Annotated in this window: 26 protein-coding genes; 16 read left to right on the plus strand and 10 right to left on the minus strand. The window is 66.4% G+C overall.

The window, feature by feature from the left end:
• Positions 1–10 precede the first annotated feature (10 nt).
• Positions 11–1,306, minus strand: coding sequence for a cytochrome P450 (locus MTY59_RS13700; RefSeq protein WP_221046110.1), 1,296 nt, complete (start codon positions 1,304–1,306; stop codon positions 11–13).
• Positions 1,307–1,498: 192 nt separating this feature from the next.
• Here MTY59_RS13700 and MTY59_RS13705 point away from each other — a divergent pair, with 192 nt between their 5' ends.
• Positions 1,499–2,218, plus strand: a complete 720-nt coding sequence (locus MTY59_RS13705) for a TetR/AcrR family transcriptional regulator (RefSeq protein ID WP_221046111.1) — start codon at positions 1,499–1,501, stop codon at positions 2,216–2,218.
• Here MTY59_RS13705 and MTY59_RS13710 read toward each other — a convergent pair.
• A complete protein-coding gene (locus MTY59_RS13710) occupies positions 2,134–2,499 on the minus strand; it encodes a hypothetical protein (protein WP_221046434.1) in 366 nt (121 codons plus the stop codon). The two genes, MTY59_RS13705 and MTY59_RS13710, sit on opposite strands and share 85 nt — an antisense overlap.
• A gap of 68 nt (positions 2,500–2,567) precedes the next feature.
• Positions 2,568–3,323, minus strand: a complete 756-nt coding sequence (locus MTY59_RS13715) for an enoyl-CoA hydratase/isomerase family protein (protein ID WP_221046112.1) — start codon at positions 3,321–3,323, stop codon at positions 2,568–2,570.
• Positions 3,324–3,431: 108 nt separating this feature from the next.
• Here MTY59_RS13715 and MTY59_RS13720 point away from each other — a divergent pair, with 108 nt between their 5' ends.
• The 5 genes from MTY59_RS13720 to MTY59_RS13740 all read left to right on the plus strand — a co-directional run bounded on the left by MTY59_RS13720 (position 3,432) and on the right by MTY59_RS13740 (position 7,392).
• The gene (locus tag MTY59_RS13720) at positions 3,432–3,851 is read left to right on the plus strand and encodes a lipoprotein LpqH (RefSeq protein ID WP_221046113.1); all 420 of its coding nucleotides are present in this window, start codon (positions 3,432–3,434) and stop codon (positions 3,849–3,851) included.
• Between the two features lie 87 nt (positions 3,852–3,938).
• Positions 3,939–5,129, plus strand: coding sequence for an amidohydrolase family protein (locus MTY59_RS13725; protein WP_221046114.1), 1,191 nt, complete (start codon positions 3,939–3,941; stop codon positions 5,127–5,129).
• A 40-nt stretch (positions 5,130–5,169) separates the two neighbouring features.
• On the plus strand, positions 5,170–6,573 hold the full coding sequence (locus MTY59_RS13730; RefSeq protein ID WP_250160824.1) for a FadD3 family acyl-CoA ligase: 1,404 nt from the start codon (positions 5,170–5,172) through the stop codon (positions 6,571–6,573).
• Entirely contained in the window at positions 6,570–7,196 is a 627-nt protein-coding gene (locus tag MTY59_RS13735; RefSeq protein WP_221046115.1) for a fatty-acid--CoA ligase, read from the plus strand. Before MTY59_RS13730 ends, MTY59_RS13735 begins: the two co-directional genes overlap by 4 nt.
• Before the next feature lie 10 nt (positions 7,197–7,206).
• Positions 7,207–7,392, plus strand: coding sequence for a (2Fe-2S)-binding protein (locus MTY59_RS13740; protein ID WP_221046116.1), 186 nt, complete (start codon positions 7,207–7,209; stop codon positions 7,390–7,392).
• Between the two features lie 4 nt (positions 7,393–7,396).
• Here the strand turns inward: MTY59_RS13740 and MTY59_RS13745 are convergent, their stop codons facing one another.
• On the minus strand, positions 7,397–9,082 hold the full coding sequence (locus tag MTY59_RS13745; RefSeq protein ID WP_221046117.1) for an alpha-keto acid decarboxylase family protein: 1,686 nt from the start codon (positions 9,080–9,082) through the stop codon (positions 7,397–7,399).
• A gap of 65 nt (positions 9,083–9,147) precedes the next feature.
• Between MTY59_RS13745 and MTY59_RS13750 the strand changes: the two genes are divergently transcribed.
• Genes MTY59_RS13750 through MTY59_RS13765 form a run of 4 tightly spaced genes read left to right on the plus strand, consistent with a single transcriptional unit; the run spans position 9,148 to position 11,682 of the window.
• Positions 9,148–9,591 carry an SRPBCC family protein gene (locus MTY59_RS13750; RefSeq protein WP_221046118.1) on the plus strand — a complete coding sequence of 148 codons (444 nt, stop codon included), beginning with the start codon at positions 9,148–9,150 and terminating at the stop codon, positions 9,589–9,591.
• 5 nt (positions 9,592–9,596) lie between these two features.
• Positions 9,597–10,676, plus strand: coding sequence for a CaiB/BaiF CoA transferase family protein (locus MTY59_RS13755; RefSeq protein ID WP_221046119.1), 1,080 nt, complete (start codon positions 9,597–9,599; stop codon positions 10,674–10,676).
• 58 nt (positions 10,677–10,734) lie between these two features.
• Entirely contained in the window at positions 10,735–11,190 is a 456-nt protein-coding gene (locus MTY59_RS13760) for an SRPBCC family protein (protein WP_221046120.1), read from the plus strand.
• Positions 11,191–11,241: 51 nt separating this feature from the next.
• Entirely contained in the window at positions 11,242–11,682 is a 441-nt protein-coding gene (locus MTY59_RS13765; protein WP_221046121.1) for an SRPBCC family protein, read from the plus strand.
• On the opposite strand, the gene MTY59_RS13770 is transcribed toward MTY59_RS13765, so the two are convergent.
• Complete coding sequence (locus tag MTY59_RS13770) at positions 11,679–12,866, minus strand: pyridoxal phosphate-dependent aminotransferase (protein WP_221046122.1); 1,188 nt, start codon at positions 12,864–12,866, stop codon at positions 11,679–11,681. The two genes, MTY59_RS13765 and MTY59_RS13770, sit on opposite strands and share 4 nt — an antisense overlap.
• Before the next feature lie 217 nt (positions 12,867–13,083).
• Here MTY59_RS13770 and MTY59_RS13775 point away from each other — a divergent pair, with 217 nt between their 5' ends.
• Both MTY59_RS13775 and MTY59_RS13780 read left to right on the plus strand, forming a co-directional pair.
• A complete protein-coding gene (locus MTY59_RS13775) occupies positions 13,084–14,295 on the plus strand; it encodes an acetyl-CoA C-acetyltransferase (RefSeq protein ID WP_221046123.1) in 1,212 nt (403 codons plus the stop codon).
• Positions 14,296–14,299: 4 nt separating this feature from the next.
• Positions 14,300–16,444, plus strand: coding sequence for a 3-hydroxyacyl-CoA dehydrogenase NAD-binding domain-containing protein (locus tag MTY59_RS13780; RefSeq protein ID WP_221046124.1), 2,145 nt, complete (start codon positions 14,300–14,302; stop codon positions 16,442–16,444).
• Positions 16,445–16,514: 70 nt separating this feature from the next.
• Here the strand turns inward: MTY59_RS13780 and MTY59_RS13785 are convergent, their stop codons facing one another.
• Genes MTY59_RS13785 through MTY59_RS13795 form a run of 3 tightly spaced genes read right to left on the minus strand, consistent with a single transcriptional unit; the run spans position 16,515 to position 19,275 of the window.
• Positions 16,515–17,120, minus strand: a complete 606-nt coding sequence (locus MTY59_RS13785) for a class I SAM-dependent methyltransferase (protein WP_221046125.1) — start codon at positions 17,118–17,120, stop codon at positions 16,515–16,517.
• A 25-nt stretch (positions 17,121–17,145) separates the two neighbouring features.
• Positions 17,146–18,006 (minus strand): LLM class F420-dependent oxidoreductase, encoded by an 861-nt coding sequence (locus MTY59_RS13790; protein ID WP_221046126.1) that lies wholly within the window; start codon positions 18,004–18,006, stop codon positions 17,146–17,148.
• A gap of 60 nt (positions 18,007–18,066) precedes the next feature.
• The gene (locus MTY59_RS13795) at positions 18,067–19,275 is read right to left on the minus strand and encodes an FAD-dependent monooxygenase (protein ID WP_221046127.1); all 1,209 of its coding nucleotides are present in this window, start codon (positions 19,273–19,275) and stop codon (positions 18,067–18,069) included.
• 79 nt (positions 19,276–19,354) lie between these two features.
• Between MTY59_RS13795 and MTY59_RS13800 the strand changes: the two genes are divergently transcribed.
• Positions 19,355–19,891, plus strand: a complete 537-nt coding sequence (locus MTY59_RS13800) for a TetR/AcrR family transcriptional regulator (protein WP_221046128.1) — start codon at positions 19,355–19,357, stop codon at positions 19,889–19,891.
• Between the two features lie 15 nt (positions 19,892–19,906).
• On the opposite strand, the gene MTY59_RS13805 is transcribed toward MTY59_RS13800, so the two are convergent.
• Entirely contained in the window at positions 19,907–20,176 is a 270-nt protein-coding gene (locus tag MTY59_RS13805) for a hypothetical protein (protein WP_221046129.1), read from the minus strand.
• Positions 20,177–20,263: 87 nt separating this feature from the next.
• Between MTY59_RS13805 and MTY59_RS13810 the strand changes: the two genes are divergently transcribed.
• Positions 20,264–21,247, plus strand: a complete 984-nt coding sequence (locus MTY59_RS13810) for an LLM class F420-dependent oxidoreductase (protein ID WP_221046130.1) — start codon at positions 20,264–20,266, stop codon at positions 21,245–21,247.
• On the opposite strand, the gene MTY59_RS13815 is transcribed toward MTY59_RS13810, so the two are convergent.
• The gene (locus MTY59_RS13815; RefSeq protein ID WP_221046131.1) at positions 21,244–21,537 is read right to left on the minus strand and encodes a putative quinol monooxygenase; all 294 of its coding nucleotides are present in this window, start codon (positions 21,535–21,537) and stop codon (positions 21,244–21,246) included. The genes MTY59_RS13810 and MTY59_RS13815 overlap by 4 nt on opposite strands.
• 150 nt (positions 21,538–21,687) lie before the next feature.
• Between MTY59_RS13815 and MTY59_RS13820 the strand changes: the two genes are divergently transcribed.
• A complete protein-coding gene (locus tag MTY59_RS13820) occupies positions 21,688–22,101 on the plus strand; it encodes a Zn-ribbon domain-containing OB-fold protein (protein WP_221046132.1) in 414 nt (137 codons plus the stop codon).
• A gap of 72 nt (positions 22,102–22,173) precedes the next feature.
• Positions 22,174–23,319, plus strand: coding sequence for a thiolase family protein (locus MTY59_RS13825; protein ID WP_221046133.1), 1,146 nt, complete (start codon positions 22,174–22,176; stop codon positions 23,317–23,319).

The following is a 23,319-nucleotide window of genomic DNA, read 5'->3' on the forward strand; positions in this document are numbered from 1 at the left end:
GCGAAAAGCCCTACGCCACCGGCGCTACCGCGTCCGCGGTGGTGAAACTCAGGTGCAGTTCGCTCAGGCCGCGCAGGATGTACGTCGGCTCGTAGGTGTAGCGGCGCTCGGCGGCCGGCCCGTGACGGGCTTCGTTGATCTCGATGTGCGGCATCCGGTCCAGGATCCGCTCGATCGAGACACGGCCCTCGACGCGGGCGAGCGGGCCGCCGGGGCAGGAGTGCACACCACGGGCGAAAGCCATGTGTTCGCGGACGTTCTTGCGGCGCAGGTCGAACTCGTGCGGGTTCTCGAACCGGCGCGGGTCGCGGTTGGCCGCGCCCGGCAGGATCATCACCACGGTGCCGGCGGGGATGTCCACCCCGCCGATGGTGGTCGCCTTGCGGGCCAGCCGGGAGTCGCTCTTGACGGGGCTGTCCATCCGCAGCGATTCCTCGATGAACCCCGGGATCAGGCTGCGGTCCTCACGCAACTGCTGCTGGATGTCGGGCCGGTCACCGATTACCTGCAGCGCGGCGCTGAGCAGCTTCGCCGTGGTCTCCTGTCCCGCGGCGAAAAGGAACGTCGCCGACCGGACGACCTCGATCACCGGAGGCGTCGAGCCGTCCGGGTACTTCGCTTCCGCCAGGAACGTCAGCACGTCGCCGCGCGGTTCGCGCCGCCGATCCTCGATGTAGTTACAGAACTTGTCGTCGAGCCACTCGAGCGGATTGATGCCCACCGACTCGTGGTCCAGGGCACCCACCCGCGTCTCGGGGCGGTCGGCCCCCAAGACCTTGCGAAACTCCTTGTGGTCCTCCAACGGCACGCCGAGCAGGTCGGCGATCACCAAGGTGGCGAAGGGCTTTGAGTATTCGGCGATGAACTCGCACTCACCGGTGCCGAGGAACTCGTCGAGCTGACGATCGGCCAGGCGCCACATGAACTCTTCGTTCTGCTTGAGCCGGCTCGGGGTGAGCAGCTTGGCGAGCACCGATCGTGCCTTGGTGTGTTCCGGCGGGTCCATGGTGACCATGTGCTCGTTCATCGGGAAGGAGCTGCGGTGCTGGTCGATCTGCGGGGTGATGTCATCGCCTTCGGGCGTGAAGGGAAGCGGCGGGAACGGACCGCCGAGCGCGACGATGTTGGAGAACGTCTCCGGGTCCTTGTAGATCTCGCAGGCTTCGTCGTAACCGGTGACCGCGACGACGCCGTAGTGCGGCAGGCGCAGCACCGGGTTCTGGCTGCGCAGGTAGTCGAAGTACGGGTGCGGATCTGGGACCAGTGACGGATCGGTGAAGAAGTCGATCGAGTCGAAGGTGCTCATCGGATTGCGTCTCCCTGGGCTGGGTTACCGGTGGTATTCGGCGGCACGTCGCTACCGCCGCCCGATTTCGAGATCGAAACTTGCTGAGCACCTGCTTAGCATGGCGGTAATGTCAGGGTCAAGGTCGCAACGCCGCGCCACGATACGATCCGTGTGGTCGGCACGGGATGGCACACAGTACGGAGCAGGGACATGACATCGGCCCGCAGAATCGGGGCGCCGGACGCGAAAAACCGTGTCTTGTTGCTCGACGCGGCCGAGCGGCTGATGCTCGAAGAGGGCTATGCCGCCGTCACGTCGCGGCGCCTGGCGAACAAGGCAGGGCTGAAGCCGCAGCTGGTTCACTACTACTTCCGCACCATGGAGGAGCTGTTCCTCGAGGTTTTCCGCCGCCGCGGTGAAGAAGCGCTCGAGGTGCACGCGCAGCTGATGAAGTCGCCGCAGCCGCTGTGGGCGCTGTGGCGGTTCGGCACCGATCCCGCATTCACGCGCATTTCCATGGAATTCATGGCGCTGGCCAATCACCGCAAGGAGATGCGGGCCGAAATCGCTTATTACGCCGAGCGTTTCCGCGAAGCGGAACGCCAAGCGGTGGCGACGGCGCTGGAGCGCTACGGCTCCAGAATTCAAGACGAGGGCCAGGACATCGACATTCCTCCGGTGGTGTGGACCGTGCTGATGAGCAGCCTGTCGCGCTTTCTGGTGCTCGAGCGGGCGATCGGTATGTCCGCCGGCCATGCCGAGACGGTGGAGTTGGTCGAGAACTACTTGCGCCGCCTGGAAGGCGAACCGCAGCCGATCGAGGGTGTACCGGAGACCTGGCTGGTTCACCAGTTCCGCAGCGAGCAGAGCACGCCTTTGGGGCCGTCCTTGGATACGACCACGGCGCCGTCCACCGCCAGATCACAATGAAGTCCCGGCGTGCCGGGCTCCGTGCCCGTGCTCGCCACGACCATCGCGTAAACGTCGGGATTCGACATGTCCAGATCGAAGCCCCACGGCTTGCCCGGGGCCAGGTCGACGTCGACGTGTGGGGTGAACGAGTAGGGGTTGTGGCTGTAGTCGGAAAATTTGTCCGGCTGATGGTCCAGGTAATAGATGCTGGTATAAATCGGATTCTGCGTGCTGACGGTGTATCTGACGTGATGCATGACCGGGTTATCGGCATGCGCCCGTCCGGTTCCCACCAGCAGACCCGCTGCTGCCAATAGAGAAGCCAACGACACGATGGAGCCGACGCCCATCACTGTCTTCATCGTGGTCATGACGCTCCTCCGGATGCCGGGCGCGGCTTGGCGTTGCGGTTCATCACCCGTTCTGCGGCCTGCCAGTGCGGGTCGGCAACCCATAGCCGTGCGAAGGATGCTATCGCCTCCTCAGCAGAAACTCCGCGGATTACCCGCTTTATCTCGGTCGCCGGCCTGCGTGCCAGCGAGCGGGCGACCGCTCGCCACCCATGATCGGGTGAGTCGAACACGCCGCGGGGTATGACCTGATCCACCAAGCCGATGCGTTCGGCATCGGCCGCGGTGAGGGCGGTTCCCGAGCCGGCCAACAGCAGCGCCCTGCTCGTGCCGACCAGCGCGGCCAGCCGCTCGGCTCCGCCCCAGGCCGGCATGATTTCGAGCTGCACCTGGTTGAAGGCGATCTTGATGTCGTCGGCCGCAACCCGGATGTCGGCGGCGACGGCGACTTCGGCCCCGCCGCCGAACGCGTGGCCGTTGAGCGCGGCGATGACGGGAGCGGGGAAATCCGCCAGCTGATCACAGATGGACCGCATCCGCCGGGCCATGGCCGCGGCGTCCTCCTCGGTCCGCAGTGCGCTCAATTCCTTGAGGTCGCCGCCGGAGACGAACGCTTTGTCCCCGGCACCCTTGATCACCAGCGCCTGCGCGCCGGCCGCCGCATCGAGCGCCTTCTCCAGCTGGTCCATGGTGTCCAGGCCGATGGCGTTGCGCGCCTGCGGGCGATCGATGGTGACCACCGCCAGCCCGTCGTCGATCTCCAGGTCCACCATGTGTGTATCGCTCCTCGACAAAAAGCCGATATTGGCATTCTCTTTTCGCGAGAATAACATCATCGCTGCAGGCCAAAGAATGTCGTCAGCCAGGATGAAGGTGACTCGATGCGGAACCGAATCGTGGCCGCCGCTGCGGTCCTTACCGTTGCGTTGGCTGGCGGGTGCACGTCGAAGCCAACAACCCAACTCGCCAGCACGGCGTCCGTCACCGTGAACGGTAACGACCGAAACTTCCACATCGTGAAGTGCAGCCAGCGGGAGTGGAGCCGGACGATCGAAATCGGCGGCAATTTTGCCGGCGCCAAACTCGTCATCGACGAGGGCGCGCAACCGGCGACGGTCGAGTCGGTACACATCCAAAACCTGGGTGGCTTCAGCGGCATGTACTCGCGGGGCGACGGCGGCAGCGCGGACATGAGCATGACGGGCGACAAATTCACCGTGTCAGGCACCGCCAACGGTTACAGAACCGACAAACCCGGTGAACCGGCCGACGCCACCTACAAGATCTTCGTGTCGTGCTGAGCACGTCGAACCGGGATTCGGCGGGACCGCGTTGCGATTAGCCGCCTGTAGAGAATAGTATTCTCACAAATCAAGAAGGAGGATTTCATGGGCCAGTTGTCGCACAAGGTGGACGTCCCGTTCCCGATCTTCGACGCGGACAACCATCTCTACGAGCCGCCGGAGGCGCTGACCAAGTTCCTGCCCAAGGAGTACAAGGACTTCGTCCAGTACGTGCAGATCAACGGGCGCACCAAGATCGCGATCCGCGGCCAGATCAGCAACTACATCCCGAACCCGACGTTCGAGGTCGTCGCCCGGCCGGGTGCTTGGGAGGAGTACTTCAAGTACGGAAACCCGGACGGCAAGAGCAAGCGCGAGCTGTTCGGTGAGCCGATGCGCGCGATCCCGGCGTTCTTCGAGCCCGGCCCGCGCCTGGAGAAGATGAACGAGCTGGGCCTGGACCGCACCCTGATGTTCCCGACGCTGGCCAGCCTCCTCGAGGAGCGGCTGTCGGACGACCCCGTTGCGATCCACGTCCTGGTCCACGCGCTGAACGAGTGGCTCGACGAGGTGTGGGGCTTCAACTACCAGAACCGCATCTTCACCACCCCGGTCATCACCCTGCCGATCGTCGAGAAGGCGATCGAGGAGCTGGAGTGGGCGGTCAAGCGCGGCGCCCGTGCCATCCTGATTCGTCCGGCTCCGGTCCCCGGCTTCCGCGGTCCCCGGTCGTTTGCGCTGCCCGAGTTCGACCCGTTCTGGGAGCGGGTCGTCGAGCACGACGTGCTGGTCGGCATGCACTCCAGCGACAGTGGCTACTCCCGGTACACCTCCGAATGGGACGGTGCCAACGCAGAGATGCTGCCCTTCCAAACCAATGCGATGGGCATCCTCAACGAGTGGCGGCCGATCCAGGACTCCGTGGGGTCGTGGGTGATCCACGGCGCGCTCTACCGCCACCCCAAGCTGAAGGTCGCGATCGTCGAGGCCGGTTCGAAGTGGATGACCCCGCTGCTGGACGGCCTGGCCGAGGTCTTCCGCAAGGCCCCGGAGGCGTTCCCGAGCGATCCCGTCGAGATGGTCAAGAGCCGGATCCACGTCAGCCCGTTCTTCGAGGACGGCATCGACGATCTGGTCAACCTCGTCGGGGTGGATCAGGTGCTGTACGGCTCGGATTGGCCGCATCCCGAGGGGCTGGCGGAGCCGACCTATTACATCGAGGCGCTGTCGCACCTGTCCGCCGACGACCAGGCAAAGATCATGGGCGGCAACCTCGGTCGGCTCGTCACGGTTTAGTAGCGCGCTGAACACACAACCGTGGCAGACCATCCCCGAGATGGTCCTGAGCGCGGCGGACCGTTTCGGCGACGCGGAAGCAGTCGTCGACGGTCCGCTGCGCTTGACTTTCAGGCAGGTAGTCGAGCGGATCCGTTGCGCCGCAGGCGCATTCGCTGACCTCGGCGTCGACAAGGGTGACCGGGTCGCGATCTGGGCGCCCAATTCGGCCGAGTGGATCATCGCGGCATTCGGGTTGCTCACCGCGGGCGGCGTGCTCGTCCCGGTCAACGCCCGGTTCAAGACCGAAGAAGCCGGCGACATCATCGTCCGCAGCAAGGTGAAGGCCGTCCTGGTCCAGAAGGGCTTCCTGGACCAGGATTACGCCGCGCCCGCCGGCGTGCCGGTGATCGACCTGAAGTCCGACTTCCTGTCCAGCGGTTCACCATTCGAGCGACCGGTGAGCGGCACCGATACCTCGGACATCATCTTCACGTCGGGCACGACCGGGCGCCCCAAGGGGGCGATGCTTTGTCACGGTCAAACACTGCGCATGTATGAGGAGTGGGCGACCCTTGCGGACCTGCGCGAGGGTGACCGCTACTTGCAGATCAACCCGTACTTCCACACCTTCGGGCTGAAGGCGGGTCTCGTCACGTCTTTCCTGCGCGGTGCCACGATGCTGCCCGTCGCGGTGTTCGACATTGACACGGTCGTGGATCTCATTGAACGCGAACGCATCACGATGCTCCCCGGACCGCCGACGCTGTATCACTCGTTGCTGACGGTGCGGGACAAGTCCGGGCTGTCGTCGTTGCGGGCGGGGGTGACCGGCGCCGCCGACATCCCCGTCGAGCTGGTCCGTCGCATCCACGACGAGCTGCCGTTCCAGACGCTGATGACGGGTTACGGGCTCACCGAGGCCGGCAACGTCACCCTCTCGCTGCCCGGTGACTCCTTCGAGGATGTCGCCACCACAGCGGGCGTGCCCTGCGACGGGGTCGAGGTGCGCATTGCCGACGACGGCGAGGTGCTGGTCCGCGGCTACGGGGTCATGAAGGGCTACCTCGACGAACCCGAGGCCACCGCCCAGGCGATCGACGACGATGGCTGGCTGCACACCGGAGATCTAGGCGACTTCACCGAGGCCGGGCGGCTGCGCATCGTCGGCCGGAAAAAGGACATGTTCATCGTCGGTGGCTTCAACGCCTACCCGGCCGAGATCGAGGGCTTCCTGCTCAACCACCCTGCCGTCGCGCAGGCGGCCGTCATCGGCGTCCCCGATGAACGGATGGGCCAGGTCGGAAAAGCGTTCGTGGTCCGCAAAGGCGACGTCAGCGCCGACGAATTGATCGCCTGGTGTCGCGCCCGGATGGCCGGATTCAAGGTGCCGCGCACGGTAGAGTTCCTCAATTCACTCCCACTCAACGCGACGGGGAAAGTGATGAAGGACCAACTCCGATGAACAACGGCGATATTCACTCGATGGTGATCGCGTCGGACTACCGCGTCCCCGATCCCACCCGGGTATGGCCGCTGCTGCAACGCAACAAGGCCGCCCTGGCCGATATCGGCGCGCACCACGTGCTGGTCTACACCTCGACCCACGACCACGGTCGGGTACTGGTGATGATCGGCGTCCACAGCCGTGAGCCGATCGTGGAGCTGCTGCGCTCCCGCGTCTTCTTCGACTGGTTCGACGAGGCCGGCGTCGAAGACATCCCCGCCGTGTTCGCCGGCGAGATCGTCGACAGGTTCATCGCGCAGCCACCGAATACCCCGGCGGCACCGGGCGTCGTCGTGGCCGCCATCGCGTCCGTCAACGACGTATCCCTGCTGACCTCCGAAGTCAGCACGGCGATCGACCGATTCACCACGGCCGGCATCCGAAAGACGTGGGTATTCCAAGCTTTCGACGACGACCACGAAGTGCTGATCTTGCAGGAGTTCCCCGACGAAGAAAGCGCCCGGGACTGGATCGACCACCCCGATGCCGCGGCGCAGTGGATGTCCGGGGCCGGCATCGGTGCCTACCCGCCGCTGTTCGTCGGCCGATTCTTCGACATGATGCGCATCGAGGCGGACTGAGGATTCTCCGTTGTTCGTGTGCCTGTGCAATGGAGTCACCAGTCAAACCGTGAATGAAGCCGTGTCGTGCGGGGCGTCGACCACGAAGGAAGTCGCCCAGGCGTGCGGTGCGGGCGCTGACTGCGGTCGCTGCCGGCGGACGGTGCAGGCCATCCTGCGGTCTTCCAGTGCGGATCGGACGCCGGACTCGCGCTAGTGCGTCACCGTCGCGGACTGCCGTCCGGTGACGTGGGCTGGACGAGTTCGACTAGCAGGTTGGGGATTTCGAGCCGCGGCAACACCACCTCGACGAACACCATGCGGTCCTGGTGGTCCGCGGCGGCGGTCAAAGCGTCGTCGAGTTCGCCGTAGGTCTGGACCCGGAACGCCAGATGGTCGGTGACGCCCAGCGCGCGGGGCACGTCCGTCCACTTCCAACTGACGATGTCGTTGTACGGCGCGGTCTCGCCGTGGATCGCCCGTTCGACGGTGTAGCCGTCGTTGTTGACCACCACGATGACGGGGGACAGGCCCTCGCGCGAAAAGGTGCCGAGCTCTTGGACGGTCAGCTGCGCGGCGCCGTCCCCGATGAGCAGCACCGTCCTGCGGTCCGGATGCGCCACCGCCGCCCCCAGCGCGGCGGGCAACGTGTAACCGATTGAGCCCCAGAGTGGTTGGCCGATGAAGGTCACGCCCTGAGGCAGCCGGTGGTCGGCCATGCCGTAGAACGAGGTGCCCTGGTCCGCAAGCACCACGTTGCCCGGTGTGAGGGCCCCACACAGGCGGTTCCACAACATCTTCTGGGTGAGCGGTTGGTCGCGCGGCGGGGGCGGCGGCAGCGGCTCGGCCGGCGGCGATACCACCGGTGGCGACGAGATCCCGCGGCGGACCAGGATGGTTGCCAGTGCCTCGAGCGCGGCACCCATCTCCAACGGCGCGAAGACTTCTCCGGCCACACTGCTCTGATACTGGCCGACATCGATCGTCCGGGCCGGGTCGATGCGCTGGCTGAAGAAGCCGCTGACCATGTCGGTGAACACCACGCCGGCGGTGACCAACACGGGCGCCCCTTCGATCGCGGTGCGCACCACCGGCGCGCTCGCGGACCCGGCGTAGATGCCCAGGAAGTTGGGCGAGCTTTCGTCGAGCAGACTCTTTCCCCACATCAACGTGGCGTGCGGCACCACGTCGGCGGCCAGCAGCGCCTCGAGTTCTTTGATCGCCTGCAGCCGGTGCACCAGCAGGTCGGCGAGCACGGTGATCCGGTGGTCGCCGATGAGTTCGGTCGCGGCCTCGACGAACATCGCCAGGGCGCGGGGGCTGGTGCCGCCGGTGTAGCGGGGCAGCGGCGCCTCGGGCGGCTCGGTGGGGAAGCGGGCCACGTCGGTGGACAGCAGGATGTAGCCGGGGCGCTTCTGCTCGCGCACCTCGGACAGCACCCGGTCGATCTCACGGCGGGCCGTGGCGGGCATGAGATTGGCCTGGGCACAGGTGATTTCGCGGCTGACCCGGAAGAAGTGCTCGAAGTCCCCGTCGCCGAGCGAGTGGTGCAGCGCCCGCCGGGTGCCCTGGGCATCCTTGGACGGGCCGCCGACGATGTGCACGACGGGAACCTGCTCGGCGTAGCTGCCCGCGACCGCGTTGGCCGCGGAGAGCTCGCCTACGCCGAAAGTCGTTACCAATGCCGACATTCCGCGCAGCCGCCCATACCCGTCGGCGGCGTAGCCGGCGTTCAGCTCGTTGGCGTTGCCGACCCAGCGAATGCTGCGGTGGGCGATGATGTGGTCGAGGAATTCCAGGTTGTAATCGCCGGGAACGCCGAAGATCTCCGAGACGCCGAGCTCGGCGAGACGGTCCAACAGGTAGTCACCGACGGTGTATGCGGGATCGGTCGCGGCATCAGTCACAGCCACGACGGTACGCCCGGTCCAATCCGTTCCGGGTGAGACGCCGGGCCAGTATCGTGCGGGCCATGGCACTCAAAGAATCCCGCGACATCGTCATCGAAGCCAGTCCGGAGGAGATTCTGGACGTCATCGCCGACTTCGACGCGATGCCCGAATGGTCGGAGCCGCACCAGAGCGCGGAGATCCTCGACACCGGCGACGACGGTAGGCCCCGCCAAGTGAAGATGAAGGTCAAGGTCGCCGGGATCACCGACGAACAGGTGATCGCCTACACGTGGGGCGACAACGTCGTGAGCTGGAAGCTGGTCAGCTCCTCGCAGCAGAAGGCGCAGGACGGGAAGTACACGCTGGTGCCGCAAGGCAACGGAACCCTGGTCAAGTTCGAGCTTCTCGCCGACCCGAACGTGCCGCTGCCCGGCTTCGTGCTCAAGCGTGCCGTGAAGGGAACGATCGATTCGGCGACCAAGGCGCTGCGCGAGCGGGTGCTCCAGGTCAAGAAGGGTAAGTAGCCGCCGTGAGCGGTGGCGGGCCGCTGGCGGGGGTGCGAGTCGTCGAACTCGGCGGCATCGGACCGGGGCCGCACGCGGGAATGCTGCTCGCCGATCTGGGTGCCGACGTGGTTCGGGTGCGCCGCCCGGGCGGCTTGGCCATGCCGGCCGAAGACCGCGACCTGCTGCACCGCGGCAAGCGAATCGTCGACCTCGACGTCAAGACGCAGCCGCAGACGCTCTTGGAACTGGCCGGCAAGGCCGACGTGCTGCTGGACTGCTTCCGGCCCGGCACCTGCGAGCGACTCGGCATCGGGCCGGACGACTGCGCGGCGGTCAACCCGCGGCTGATCTACGCGCGAATGACCGGCTGGGGACAGGACGGGCCCTTGGCGCCGACCGCCGGTCACGACATCAACTACCTGTCCCAGACCGGTGCGCTGTCGGCGCTGGGCTACGCAGACCGGCCACCGATGCCGCCGCTGAACCTGGTCGCGGACTTCGGCGGTGGTTCGATGCTGGTGGTGATCGGCATCGCGGCCGCTCTGTACGAACGGGAACGTTCGGGCATGGGGCAGGTGATCGACGCGGCGATGGTCGACGGAGTCAGCCTGCTGGCCCAGATGATGTGGACCATGAAGTCCACTGGCGCACTGCGGGACCGGCGCGAATCGTTTCTGCTCGACGGCGCCGCCCCGTTCTACGGCTGCTACGAGACCGCCGACGGACAATACGTCGCCGTCGGCGCCATCGAGCCACAGTTCTTCGCGGCGTTGCTCGCGGGGCTTGGCCTGTCACCCGACGACGTGCCCGCCCAACACGACAGAGCCTCCTACCCGCGGATCCGCGAGATCTTCACCCAACGATTCGCCAGCCGGACCCGCGACGAATGGACACAGACCTTCGCCGGCACCGACGCGTGCGTCACCGGAGTGCTGACGTGGAGCGAAGCCGCCGCCGATGAACACCTCCGGGCGCGGTCCACGGTGATCACCGCCCACGGCGCCGACCAGGCCGCGCCCGCCCCACGGTTTTCGCGGACCCCGGCCGGACCGGTCGGACCGCCCCCGGCGGCGACCACGCCGCTCAGCGAAATCAACTGGTAGGAAACTGTTTACGGCGAATCGGTCCGCATCGGGGCCGACGTTGCTAAGTTGATCTCCAGTGGCCGTAAAAGCATCACGGGAATTTGTCGTCAACGCGCCGCCAGAAGTGGTCATGGAAGCGCTGACAGATGTCGGTGTCCTGGCATCGTGGTCGCCGCTGCACAAACACATCGAAGTGATCGACCGGTATCCCGACGGCCGGCCGCACCACGTCAAAACCACCATCAAGATTCTCGGGCTGGTCGACAAAGAGGTCCTGGAATACCACTGGGGCCCGGATTGGGTTGTCTACGACGCCACGGGAACTTCCCAGCAGCATGGGCAGCACGTCGAGTACACCCTCAAACCCGAAGGGGTCGACCAGACCCGGGTGCGCTTCGACGTCACCGTCGAGCCCGGCCGGCCCATGCCCGCGTTCATCGTGCGGCGGGCGGCCGAGAGTGTCCTCGACTCGTCGATGAAGGGGCTGTGCGCCATGATCCAATCCGGTGGCGGTTCGGACAAGGCAACGTAATTCGGGTTTTTCGGGTCGCCGAGGCGGCACGATTGCTAAATTTGGTAGCCGGTGGCCATACAAGCATCGTCTGAGATTGTCATTGAGGCGCCCCCGAGAGTGATCATGGAGGCGCTGGCCGACATGGACGCCGTCCCCTCGTGGTCACCGTTGCACAAGCGGGTCGAAGTCGTCGACAGGTATCCCGACGGCCTGCCACACCACGTCAAGATGACGATCAGGGTGAGCGGCATCGCGGATACCGAAATGGTCGAATACCACTGGGGCCCCGACTGGATGGTCTGGGACGCGCAGAAGACCGCGCAGCAGCACGCTCAGCACGGCGAATACAACCTGGAGCGTGAGGGCGACGACAAGACCCGGGTGCGATTCAGCCTCACAATCGAGCTCAGGGTGCCGCTGCCCGGGTTCTGGGTCCGCTCGGCCGGCAACAAAATCCTCTACGCCGCGCTGGAGGGCCTGCGCAAGCGCGTGATGGGTGCCGTGGGTTAGCCCACTGAACCGGTTTTCAGCGCGGCCAGTCGCTTGATCGCCTCGTCGAGCGTGTCGTCACGCTTGCAGAAGGTGAAGCGCACCAAGTGATTCCACACGTCGGCCGGGCCGTTCGTGGTGGCCGGGTCGCAGAAGGCAGACATCGGGATCGCGGCCACCCCAACCTTTTCCGGCAGCGCCGCGCAGAACGCACTGCTGTCGTCGTAGCCCAGCGGACGCGGATCGGCGCACACGAAGTACGTGCCGGCGCTGTCGTGCACCTCGAACCCGACGTCGATCAGCCCGGCGGCCAGTCGATCGCGTCTGGCCTGCAAAGTGGCGCGCAGACCGGCCACCCACGCATCCTCGGTCTCCAGCGCCAGGGCCACCGCCGGCTGGAACGGCGCCCCGCCGACATAGCTCAGATACTGTTTGGCCGCGCGCATCCCGGCAATGAGATGTGCTGGGCCGCAAGCCCATCCGATTTTCCACCCGGTGCAGTTGAACATCTTGGCCGCGCTGGAGATGGTGATTGTCCGCTCGGCCATGCCGTCGAAGCCGGCCAGCGGCACATGCTGCCGTCCGTCGAACACCAGGTGCTCGTAGACCTCATCGGTGATCACCAGCAGATCGGCCGCGATCGCGACCTCGGCGATGGCCGCCAACTCCTCGGCGCTCAGCACCGAGCCGGTCGGGTTGTGTGGGGAGTTGACGATCAGCGCGCGGGTCCGTGGCGTCACCGCCCGGCGCAGGGCGTCGGCGTCCAGGGTGAAGCCGCGGCCATGGGGGACCAGCGGCACGGTCACCCGTTGCGCGGAGGCCATCGCCACCACCGGCGAGTAGGAGTCGTAGAACGGCTCGATGAGCAGGACCTCGGAGCCGGGTTCGACCAGGCCGATCACCGCGGACGCGATGGCCTCGGTCGCCCCGACCGTCACCAGCACCTCGGTGTCGGGGTCGTATTCGATGCCGTAGCGACGCTGCCGCTGGGCGGCGATGGCGTGGCGCAGCGGTGCGATGCCGATGCCCGGCGGGTATTGGTTGACGCCGTCGGCGATGGCCTCCTGGGCGGCCTTCAGCATGGCCGGGGGCCCGTCCTCGTCGGGGAACCCCTGGCCGAGGTTCACCGCTCCGATCCGCGCGGCCAGCGCCGACATCTCGGCGAACACCGTCGTCGCATAGGGGCGCAGTCGCGACACCGTCATGGTGGTCGAGCTTAGGATGCGCTGCGGCGAGTGTGCGGCCAGCCGCACGTTCGATGACGAGTATGCGGCTGGACGCACACTCGGGCGCTACCCGGCGGGGTGTCGCTGAGCTGCGCGGTCTTGCCCAACCAACAGGTTGGCCGGGGCCCCTGTTAGGCTGGCGCGGGACCTCGTCTTGAAGACGGATTCGAACCCAATTCGGAGAACAGGAAGTCGTATGTCCGAAGAAGCTTTTATCTATGAGGCCATCCGCACCCCGCGGGGCAAGCAGCGCAACGGTTCGCTGAACGAGGTGAAGCCGCTCAACCTGGTCGTCGGCCTGGTTGACGAGCTCCGTCGGCGTTTCCCCGACCTGGACGAGAACCTGATCAGCGACATGATCCTCGGTGTCGTGTCCCCGGTCGGTGACCAGGGTGGCGACATCGCCCGCACCGCGGTGCTGGCAGCCGGCCTGCCCGAGACCACCGGCGGCGTGCAACTCAACCGGTTCTGCGCGTCGGGCCTGGAGGCCGTCAACACCGCGGCGCAGAAGGTGCGCTCCGGCTGGGACGACCTGGTGCTGGCCGGCGGTGTCGAGTCGATGAGCCGCGTCCCGATGGGTTCCGACGGCGGCGCCTGGGCGACCGACCCCGAGACCAACTACCAGATCGGCTTCGTCCCCCAGGGCATCGGCGCCGACCTGATCGCCACCATCGAGGGCTTCTCGCGCGAGGACGTCGACCGCTACGCGTTGCGCTCGCAGGAGAAGGCGGCTGCGGCATGGTCGGGCGGCTATTTCGCCAAGTCCGTCGTGCCGGTGCGCGACCAGAACGGCCTGGTCATCCTCGACCACGACGAGCACATGCGGCCCGACACCACGCTGGAGGGCCTGGGCAAGCTGAAGACCGCCTTCGACGGCATCGGCGAGATGGGCGGCTTCGACGACGTCGCGCTGACCAAGTACCACTATGTCGAGAAGATCAACCACGTCCACACCGGCGGCAACAGCTCCGGCATCGTCGACGGCGCCGCGCTGGTGCTGGTCGGTTCGGAAGCCGCGGGCAAGTCGCAGGGGCTGACCCCCCGGGCGCGCATCGTGGCCACCGCCACCAGCGGCTCCGACCCGGTCATCATGCTCACCGGACCGACACCGGCCACCCGGAAGGTGCTCGACCGCGCGGGCCTGACGATCGACGACATCGATCTGTTCGAGCTCAACGAGGCGTTCGCGTCGGTGGTGCTGAAGTTCCAGAAGGACCTCAACATCCCGGACGAGAAGCTCAACGTCAACGGTGGCGCCATCGCGATGGGCCACCCGCTGGGCGCCACCGGCGCCATGATCACCGGCACCATGGTCGACGAGCTCGAGCGCCGCAACGCTCGCCGCGCGCTGATCACGCTGTGCATCGGCGGCGGCATGGGTGTCGCCACCATCATCGAGAGGGTTTGAGACCATGGCAGAGAACACCATTCAGTGGGATAAGGACGCCGACGGCATCGTCACGCTGACCCTGGACGACCCCACCGGGTCAGCCAACGTGATGAACGAGCACTACAGCGAGTCGATGCGCAACGCTGTGGAACGCCTTGCCGCCGAGAAGGATTCGATCACCGGTGTGGTCATCACCAGCGCGAAGAAGACCTTCTTCGCCGGCGGTGACCTGAAGGGGATGATCAACCTCGGCCCGGAGAACGCCGGCGAGGCGTTCGACACCGTCGAGTCGGTCAAGCGTGACCTGCGCGCGCTGGAGACCCTCGGCAAGCCGGTGGTCGCGGCCATCAACGGCGCGGCGCTGGGCGGTGGCCTGGAGATCGCGCTCGCGTGTCACCACCGCATCGCCGCGGACGTCAAGGGCCTGGTCGTCGGCCTGCCCGAGGTCACGCTGGGGCTGCTGCCCGGCGGTGGCGGCGTGACCCGCACCGTGCGGATGTTCGGCATCCAGAACGCCTTCATGAACATCCTGTCGCAGGGCACCCGCTTCAAGGCGGACAAGGCCAAGGAGATCGGGCTGGTCGACGAGCTGGTCAGTTCGGTCGAGGAACTGGTGCCCGCCGCCAAGGCGTGGATCAAGGCCAACCCCGACTCGCACGAACAGCTTTGGGACAAAAAGGGTTACAAGATGCCCGGCGGCACCCCGTCCAGCCCCGCGCTGGCCGGCATCCTGCCGTCGTTCCCGGCGCTGCTCAAGAAGCAGCTCAAGGGCGCGCCGATGCCGGCGCCGCGGGCCATCCTGGACGCGGCCGTGGAGGGCGCGCAAGTCGACTTCGACACCGCCAGCCGCATCGAGAGCCGCTACTTCACCCAGCTGGTCACCGGCCAGGTCGCCAAGAACATGATCCAGGCGTTCTTCTTCGACCTGCAGCACATCAACGGCGGTGGTTCCCGTCCGGACGGCATCGAGCCGGTCAAGATCAACAAGATCGGGGTGCTGGGCGCGGGCATGATGGGCGCCGGTATCGCCTACGTCTCGGCCAAGGCCGGCTACGAGGTGGTGCTCAAGGACGTCAGCCTCGAGGCCGCCCAGAAGGGCAAGGGCTACTCGGAAAAGCTTGAGGCCAAAGCACTTCAGCGTGGCAAGACCACTGAGGAGAAGAGCAAGGCGCTGCTGGACCGGATCACGCCGGCCGCCGACCCGGCCGACCTCAAGGGCGTCGACTTCGTGATCGAGGCCGTGTTCGAGAACCAGGAACTCAAGCACAAGGTGTTCCAGGAGATCGAGGACATCGTCGAGCCGAACGCGCTGCTGGGGTCCAACACCTCGACGCTGCCGATCACCGGTCTGGCGACCGGCGTGAAGCGCCAAGAGGACTTCATCGGGATCCACTTCTTCTCGCCGGTCGACAAGATGCCGCTGGTGGAAATCATCAAGGGCGAGAAGACCTCTGACGAGGCGCTGGCCCGCGTGTTCGACTACACGCTGGCCATCGGCAAGACCCCGATCGTGGTCAACGACAGCCGCGGCTTCTTCACCAGCCGCGTCATCGGCACGTTCGTCAACGAGGCGCTGGCGATGCTGGGCGAGGGCGTGGAGCCGGCGAGCGTCGAGCACGCCGGGTCGCAGGCCGGCTACCCGGCCCCGCCGCTGCAGCTGTCCGACGAGCTCAACCTGGAGCTGATGCACAAGATCGCGACGGCCACCCGCCAGGGTGTCGAGGAGGCGGGCGGCAGCTACGAGCCGCACCCTGCCGAGGCCGTCGTCGAGAAGATGATCGAGCTCGGCCGGCCCAGCCGCTTGAAGGGCGCCGGCTTCTACGAGTACGCCGACGGCAAGCGGACCCGGCTGTGGCCGGGCTTGCGCGAGACGTTCAAGTCGGGCAGCGCGGAAATTCCGTTGCAGGACATGATCGATCGCATGCTGTTCGCCGAGGCGCTGGAGACGCAGAAGTGCCTCGACGAGGGCGTGCTGACGTCCACCGCCGACGCCAACATCGGGTCGATCATGGGCATCGGCTTCCCGCCGTACACCGGTGGTAGCGCCCAGTTCATCGTCGGCTACCAGGGTGCGGGCGGTATCGGCAAGGAAGCCTTCGTGGCCCGGGCCAAGGAACTGGCCGCCAAGTACGGCGACCGCTTCCTGCCGCCGGCGTCGCTGAGCTAAGTACTGCGAGCGCGAAAAGCCCCCGAAACAACGAGGTTTCGGGGGCTTTTGCGTGTTGGGATCGCGAAGACTAACTACGCCTTTGGAACAGGTAGTACCACGCCGGCGTCTTCTCGGAGCGGTCCAGCTCGCGTTCGGCCCCGGCCGACAACAGCGTCCAGCTCTGGGTGAATCGTCGTTCCATCTCGGCGCGGTCGATGCCGCGCACCCCGACCCGGCCGCCGGGGACGAACGCGACGATCAGCAGCCGCGCGTCCGGTGCCGCGACGGCGGTGATCTCCCGGACGTAGGCGTCGCGGTCCGCGTCGCTCATGTTGTGCAGGCACGCGTTGTCGACGATCAGCTCGAAGTTCGCGCCGATGCCGGTCCGGCTCAGCTGCGTGACGTCGGCCTGGACGAACTCGACCGCGGCGCCGGCCGCGCGTGCCTTGGCACGCGCCCGCTCGAGGGGCTTGGCCACGAAGTCGACAGCGGTGACGTTCCAGCCGTGTTGGGCGAGGTAGATGGCGCAGTCACCGGTACCGCAGCCGACTTCCAGGGCCGACCCGGCGGGCAGTGCCGCGGCATCGCGGGTTCCCTCGACCAGATCCCGCACGCTCTGCGCGAGCGGGTGACCATCCCATGGGGTGAAGCCGATGCGGTAAAAGATCCGGAACAGCGTCTGTTTGGAAGCCATAGCTCACCCTAGGACCGTCGGCCGGTCAGCGGGAGGCGGCGGCGATGCGGCGCCATTCCTCCCGCGGGAAGGCCCGGGGGTCGGCCCGCAGCACCTGAACGCAGACATGATCGGCGCCCGCGGACCGATGCTCGGCGACGCGACGCATGACGGCCTCCTCGTCACCCCAGGCGATGATCGCATTGAAGAGCCGATCGCTAACCTGCGACAGGTCGTCTTCGGAGAAGCCGGTGCGCAGCAGGTTGTTCGCGTAGTTGGGCAGGGCCAAATACGCGCGCAGCCAATCGGTTCCGATCTGGCGAGCTTCGTCGGCGCTGTCGGTCAGGATCACCGTCTGTTCGGGAAGCAGCAACGGGCCCTGTCCCAAAGTCGAACGGGCGGAAGCGGTGTGCTCGGGGGTGACCAGGTAGGGGTGGGCACCACCGGCGCGGGTCGCCGACAGCGTCAGCATCTTGGGGCCGAGCGCGGCGAGCACCCGGCGCTCGGTGGGAACCGGCCGCGGTGCGGCATCCAAGCCGTCCAGGAATGACGCTGTCGCCGCCAGCGGTTTGCGGTATCGCCCGGGATGGCCGGCATCGATCAGCGGGGCATGGCTGACCCCGATTCCGAGCAGGAAGCGGTCGCCGTGCTCGGCGGTCAGCGTCGCATAGGATTCGGCCACATCGGCGGGCGAATGCATCCACAGGTTCAGGATTCCCGTCGCGATCGCGGTCCGTCTGGTCGCGCCGAGCAGGTGGGCCACCGCCTCGAACACCGGGCCGCCGACGTCGGGTATCCACAGCGCCGGGAAGCCCAGTTCGTCGAGTTCGGCTGCGGCCTCGGCGGATTCGGCCGGGTCGCCATAGCGCAGCTGACTACTCCAGATTCCAACACCGGTCAGTTCCATGTGCGGCCTTCCCTTCGCGGCGCGCGGCTGCTCGTGGCCGCGGCTCTACAGGACATGCTGTCAGACGTCGCTTCCGGTGTATTCGGGAACCGGCATGGAATCGTGCATCCGGATGCCCTTGGTGTTGAGCTTGGCCACGGACCGGGACAGCGACCCCGGCATCGCCGAGATCAGCTGGGCGCCACGGGTTAACGCCCACACACCAATTCGTGAACCGGGGATGATGCCCTTGGCCGCGCCGCGGGCGAAATTCCGGCTGCGGTGCACCGGTTCCTGCATCCGCAACTCGTAGGCGGCGAAGGCGCGCAGGTGGTCGCCATCGGCCTCGGCGAGTTCGCCGGCCAGCACGTAGGCGCCGAGGACGGCGAGGCTGGTGCTGCCGCCCACCGCGGGTCCCGGGCAGTACCCGGCGTCGCCGACCAGGGTGACCCGGCGGCGCGACCACCGGTCGGTGCGCAGTTGGGTGATCGAGTCGAAGTAGAAGGTGGGGGTGCGCTCCAGCTCGCCCAGCCAGCTGTCCACCTGATCGTGCATCCCGGTGAACGCCTGGTGCAGTAATTCCTTCTGCCGCAACGCATCGTGATGGTCATAGTCCAATTCGGTTTTGCTGCGGAACATGAACACCGCGCGGGCGTCATCCAGGTGATCCGCCGTGTAGATCCCGGCGAAACGGCCTGCACCGACGTGAGCGACCATCTCGCCGGCATCGACCAGCCCCTTGGGTGCCGACACCACCGACAGGTACCCCCCGAGGAAGCGCGTCAGGTCGGCCTCCTCGCCGAAGGTCAGGCGCCGGACGTGGGAGTGCAGCCCATCGGCGCCCACGATGACGTCGAAGGTGCGCGCCGGGGCGTGCTCGAATGTCACGGTGCCGTCGTGCTCGATCGCGGTGATCGAGTCGCCGAACAGGTACTCGACGTCGTCACGGGCGGCGTCGTAGAAGATCTCGCTCAGATCGTCGCGCATGATCTCCACGTGCCGGTCGGAGGTGGCGGCGTAGATCTTGGCGAGGTCGATCCGGGTGGCCTTCGTCCGGCCTTCCCGGTACATCGTCAGGCGTTCCGTTCCGGTGGCCAGTGCCTCGATGCGCGGCAGGACGCCCATCTTCGCCGAGATTTCCATTGCGGGACGGAACAAGTCGACGGCGTGGCCGCCGGTTTTGCGCAGCGTCGGCGCGCGCTCCACGACGGTGACGTCGAAGCCGTACCGGGTCAGCCAGTACGCCAAGACCGGGCCGGCGATGCTGGCGCCGGAGATGAGTATCCGCATGATCACCTCCCACACTTACTTAACGTTCGGTAAGCATAACATCGCACTTACCTATCGGTAAGTCAGATAAACTGGTGCGGTGAGCAGGCCCCGGTCGGACACCCGTGAGCGCATCCAGGAGGTCGCCCGCGAGCTGTTCTTGCAGCGGGGCGTGCAGCGCACCAGCCTGCAGGACATCGCAAATGTGCTGGGCATCACCAAACCCGCGCTGTACTACCACTTTCCGTCCCGCGAAGACCTGGTGCGCAGCATCCTGGTGCCGCTGATCGACGAGGGCGAAGCTTTCGTCGCCGACCACGAGGGCCGCCGACACAACGATGTGCGTGAGCTGCTGGAGGGCTATTTCGACTTCCACTACCGGCACCGGCGGGATCTGGTGCTGCTGTTGACCGAGCTGTCCACGCTGATCGACCTCGACCTGATCGACACCGTGCTGGCGTGGCGGGAGCGGCTCGCCAGGCTGGTCTTCGGCAAAAAGCCGACGCTGGCGCAGTCCACTCGGGCGGTGATCGCGTTCGGCGGCTTGCAGGACTGCTGCGTGCAGTTTCCCGATGCACGCCACGAGGAGTTGCGCGAGAAGTCGGTGGCGGCCGCGCTCGACGCGCTGGGTGTATGAGGGGCAGGGGTTACGTCAGGACGTGCCGGCACCGCTCGCGGTGCTTTGGTCCTGGGCGTTCTGGGTGAAGGTGTCGCCGGAGGTCTGGCCGTTGTCGTTGACGAAATTCGTGTCGTCCGTCGGCAAGGGGGCGGTGGCCGACGACCCCGCGGCGACCACGGCGTCGGCGCCACCGTGCGGTGCCGCGCCGAAGAGGACGAGCGTCGCGATGGCCGCGGCACCGGCGAAGAGCGCTGGCGTGGCACGGATGTGTCGACCGCGAACGCCGACTGAATTGGTTGTCATCCGATATATGTACGGCTCAGGCGTGAGCGGCGACTGAGCGCGGCTTAACGATCCGCTGTGAGCTCGTGCGGGATACAGTCCCTAGTTATGCGCTTTGGACTCTTCATTCCGCAGGGCTGGCGGATGGATCTGGTTGACATCGAACCCGAAAAACACTGGGCGGTGATGCGGGACCTGGCCACTTACGCCGACAACAGTGCGTGGGACTCGCTGTGGGTCTACGACCACTTCCACACCGTGCCGATGCCGACCGGCGAGGCCACGCATGAAGCGTGGTCGCTCATGGCGGCGTACGCGGCAACCACGTCGCGGATCAAACTGGGCCAGATGTGCACGGCGATGAGCTACCGCAATCCCGTCTACCTCGCCAAGGTGGCCGCGACGGCCGACATCATCTCCGGTGGCCGCATCCAGATGGGCATCGGCGGCGGCTGGTACGAACATGAATGGCGCGCTTACGGTTACGGGTTCCCATCGGCAGGTGTGCGATTGGGCCGTCTGGACGAAGGCGTGCAGATCATGCGCGATGCGTGGCGCGACGGCAAGGTCAGCTTGGACGGCAAGCATTATCAGGTCGACGGCGCGATCGTCGAACCGAAACCGTTGCAGGACGGGGGCATTCCCTTCTGGATCGCCGGTGGCGGCGAGAAGGTGACGTTGCGCATCGCCGCGAAGTACGCGCAATACACGAACTTCACGCCGGAGCTCGAGGCTTTCAAACACAAATCGGATGTGCTGGCGGAGCACTGTCGTGAGGTGGGCACCGACTTCGACGCCATCGTGCGCTCAGCCAACTTCAGCGCGATCGTCGGCACCTCCGAGGCCGACGTCAAAGACCGGCGGCAGCGCATACGCGACCGCATGTCCCGCTACGTCCCCGAGGCGGCGGCGGATGCCATGCTCTCCGGCGGTTCGGAGGGGGCAACGGGCACAACGGAACAAGTCATCGAGCGGATCACCAAGGTCCGCGACCTCGGGTGCGAATACGCCATCTGCTATTTCCCCGAAGCGGCCTACGACCGCTCCGGCATCGAGCTGTTCGAACGCGAAGTGATTCCCGCGCTGAGCTAGACGTCGCTGGTGAGGTACCTGGTCTTGGCCGGGGGCGCGGCCAGCAGCGGAGGAAGCTGTGTCAGCTTGCCTTCGCCGGCGCGAAACGCGCGGTACGCCTCGTCGTGTTCGACCGTCTCCCACAACTCGTAGATGAGCCAGTGCCCTTCGTCGTCCTCATCGACAAGGACGTCGGTGCGAACATTGCCGTCGAACGCCCGGGTGTCCTGCAGCGCCCGGCCCATCAGCTCGCGCCCCGCAGCGACCTCGTCGGGTTTGAATCTGAGCTCGAGTATCACCGTGACCGTCATGGCCCCAACTTATCTCCGAGCCCGAGGCGGCCGATGGCCTGGCCTTCCTCCCGCGGATGAGAATGCGGTTTCCGCTTTTCGGAAAGCTGTTATACGGTTCAGTGAGCAATATTCTGTTGGTGGATTGTGGACGATCCAGGAGGACCCTCGATGCAGAAGGCACTAGCCCCCGAGATCTCTACCTGGCCCGATGATTGCCCGCAGCTGATCGGCAGCCGATGCGGCAGCTGTGCGGCCACCACCTTCCCGGTGCAGCAGTGGTGCCCGCGATGCAGCGCCGCCGAAATGTCCGACGTGCTGTTGCCCCGGCGCGGGACGCTGGTGGCATGGACCACCCAGGGCTTCCCGCCCGGAGCTCCTTATGCCGGCCCGACCGGCAAGGACTTCGTGCCGTTCGGCGTGGGGTTGGTCCAGCTCGGTGACGTCATCCGCGTCGAAGGCCGGTTGACCGAGAACGACCCGGCCAAGCTGCAGTTCGGCCAGGAAGTCGAACTCACCATGGTGCCTTTCGCGACCGACGCCGAGGGCGCCGAAATCATCACCTTCGCTTTCCAGCCGGTCTGACGGACCCGCGGCGATCGCGAGGGCCGCGTAGCCGGGCGAAGCGGGTCGCCACCATTACCCAGGAGGATTGAGATGACCAACGACGTCGCCATCATCGGTGTCGGCCTGCACCCGTTCGGCCGGTTCGAGAAGACCGCGATGCAGATGGGCGCCGAGGCCGTCCAGCTCGCGCTCAAAGACGCCGGCGTGGACTGGAAGGACATCCAGTTCGGCTTCGGAGGCAGCTACGAGGTCTCCAATCCCGACGCGGTGACGCGCCTGGTCGGGCTGACCGGCATCACGTTCACCAACGTGTTCAACGCCTGCGCCACCTCGGCCAGTGCCATTCAGCAGACCGCCGACACCATCCGGCTGGGCAAGTACGACATCGGCATCGCGATCGGGCTCGACAAGCACCCGCGGGGCGCCTTCACCGACGACCCGGCCAAGCTGGCGCTGCCCCAGTGGTACGCCAACAACGGCCAGTTCGTCACCACCAAGTTCTTCGGGATGAAGGCCAACAAGTACATCCACGACCACAACATCTCGCAGGAGACGCTGGCGCGGGTGGCCAACAAGAACTTCCGCAATGGTGCGCTGAACCCGAATGCCTTCCGGCGCAAAGAGATCTCCGTCGAGGAGATCCTCAAGTCGCCCGCGCTGAACTACCCGTTGACGCAGTACATGTTCTGCGCGCCGGACGAGGGGGCCGCCGCGGTCGTCATGTGTCGCGCGGATATGGCCGAGAAGTTCACCGACAAGCCGGTTTACGTGCGCGCCTGCGAGATTCGGACCCGGCGCTTCGGTGCCTACGAGGTGCACGCCACGTCGGCGCCGGTGGACGAGGACGCGTCACCGACGGTGTATGCCGCCAAGGCCGCCTACGAGGCGGCCGGCATCGGCCCAGAGGACGTCGACGTCGCGCAGCTGCAGGACACCGATGCCGGCGCCGAGGTGATCCACATGGCCGAGACCGGTCTGTGCGCGGACGGCGAGCAGGAGAAGCTGCTGGCCGACGGCGCCACCGAGATTCACGGCTCGATGCCCGTCAACACCGACGGCGGACTGATCGCCAACGGCGAGCCGATCGGCGCGTCGGGCCTGCGGCAGATGCACGAACTGGTGCGGCAGTTGCGCGGCGAGGCGGGGGAGCGTCAGGTGCCCGGCAACCCGCGCGTCGGGCTGGCCCAGGTGTACGGCGCGCCCGGCACCGCGTCGGCGACCATTCTGTCGCGCTGA

Origin of the sequence: Mycobacterium senriense (genome assembly GCF_019668465.1) — a bacterium.
GTDB classification, from domain to species: Bacteria; Actinomycetota; Actinomycetes; order Mycobacteriales; family Mycobacteriaceae; genus Mycobacterium; species Mycobacterium senriense.

Excerpts from the sequence above, each read along its gene's own strand:
- MTY59_RS13700 (WP_221046110.1), bottom strand. The coding sequence starts at position 1,306 with ATGAGCACCTTCGACTCGATCGACTTCTTCACCGATCCGTCACTGGTC.
- MTY59_RS13705 (WP_221046111.1), top strand. The coding sequence starts at position 1,499 with ATGACATCGGCCCGCAGAATCGGGGCGCCGGACGCGAAAAACCGTGTC.
- MTY59_RS13715 (WP_221046112.1), bottom strand. The coding sequence starts at position 3,323 with ATGGTGGACCTGGAGATCGACGACGGGCTGGCGGTGGTCACCATCGAT.
- MTY59_RS13720 (WP_221046113.1), top strand. The coding sequence starts at position 3,432 with ATGCGGAACCGAATCGTGGCCGCCGCTGCGGTCCTTACCGTTGCGTTG.
- MTY59_RS13725 (WP_221046114.1), top strand. The coding sequence starts at position 3,939 with ATGGGCCAGTTGTCGCACAAGGTGGACGTCCCGTTCCCGATCTTCGAC.
- MTY59_RS13730 (WP_250160824.1), top strand. The coding sequence starts at position 5,170 with ATGGTCCTGAGCGCGGCGGACCGTTTCGGCGACGCGGAAGCAGTCGTC.
- MTY59_RS13735 (WP_221046115.1), top strand. The coding sequence starts at position 6,570 with ATGAACAACGGCGATATTCACTCGATGGTGATCGCGTCGGACTACCGC.
- MTY59_RS13750 (WP_221046118.1), top strand. The coding sequence starts at position 9,148 with ATGGCACTCAAAGAATCCCGCGACATCGTCATCGAAGCCAGTCCGGAG.
- MTY59_RS13770 (WP_221046122.1), bottom strand. The coding sequence starts at position 12,866 with ATGACGGTGTCGCGACTGCGCCCCTATGCGACGACGGTGTTCGCCGAG.
- MTY59_RS13775 (WP_221046123.1), top strand. The coding sequence starts at position 13,084 with ATGTCCGAAGAAGCTTTTATCTATGAGGCCATCCGCACCCCGCGGGGC.
- MTY59_RS13780 (WP_221046124.1), top strand. The coding sequence starts at position 14,300 with ATGGCAGAGAACACCATTCAGTGGGATAAGGACGCCGACGGCATCGTC.
- MTY59_RS13785 (WP_221046125.1), bottom strand. The coding sequence starts at position 17,120 with ATGGCTTCCAAACAGACGCTGTTCCGGATCTTTTACCGCATCGGCTTC.
- MTY59_RS13790 (WP_221046126.1), bottom strand. The coding sequence starts at position 18,006 with ATGGAACTGACCGGTGTTGGAATCTGGAGTAGTCAGCTGCGCTATGGC.
- MTY59_RS13795 (WP_221046127.1), bottom strand. The coding sequence starts at position 19,275 with ATGCGGATACTCATCTCCGGCGCCAGCATCGCCGGCCCGGTCTTGGCG.
- MTY59_RS13805 (WP_221046129.1), bottom strand. The coding sequence starts at position 20,176 with ATGACAACCAATTCAGTCGGCGTTCGCGGTCGACACATCCGTGCCACG.
- MTY59_RS13810 (WP_221046130.1), top strand. The coding sequence starts at position 20,264 with ATGCGCTTTGGACTCTTCATTCCGCAGGGCTGGCGGATGGATCTGGTT.
- MTY59_RS13815 (WP_221046131.1), bottom strand. The coding sequence starts at position 21,537 with ATGACGGTCACGGTGATACTCGAGCTCAGATTCAAACCCGACGAGGTC.
- MTY59_RS13820 (WP_221046132.1), top strand. The coding sequence starts at position 21,688 with ATGCAGAAGGCACTAGCCCCCGAGATCTCTACCTGGCCCGATGATTGC.
- MTY59_RS13825 (WP_221046133.1), top strand. The coding sequence starts at position 22,174 with ATGACCAACGACGTCGCCATCATCGGTGTCGGCCTGCACCCGTTCGGC.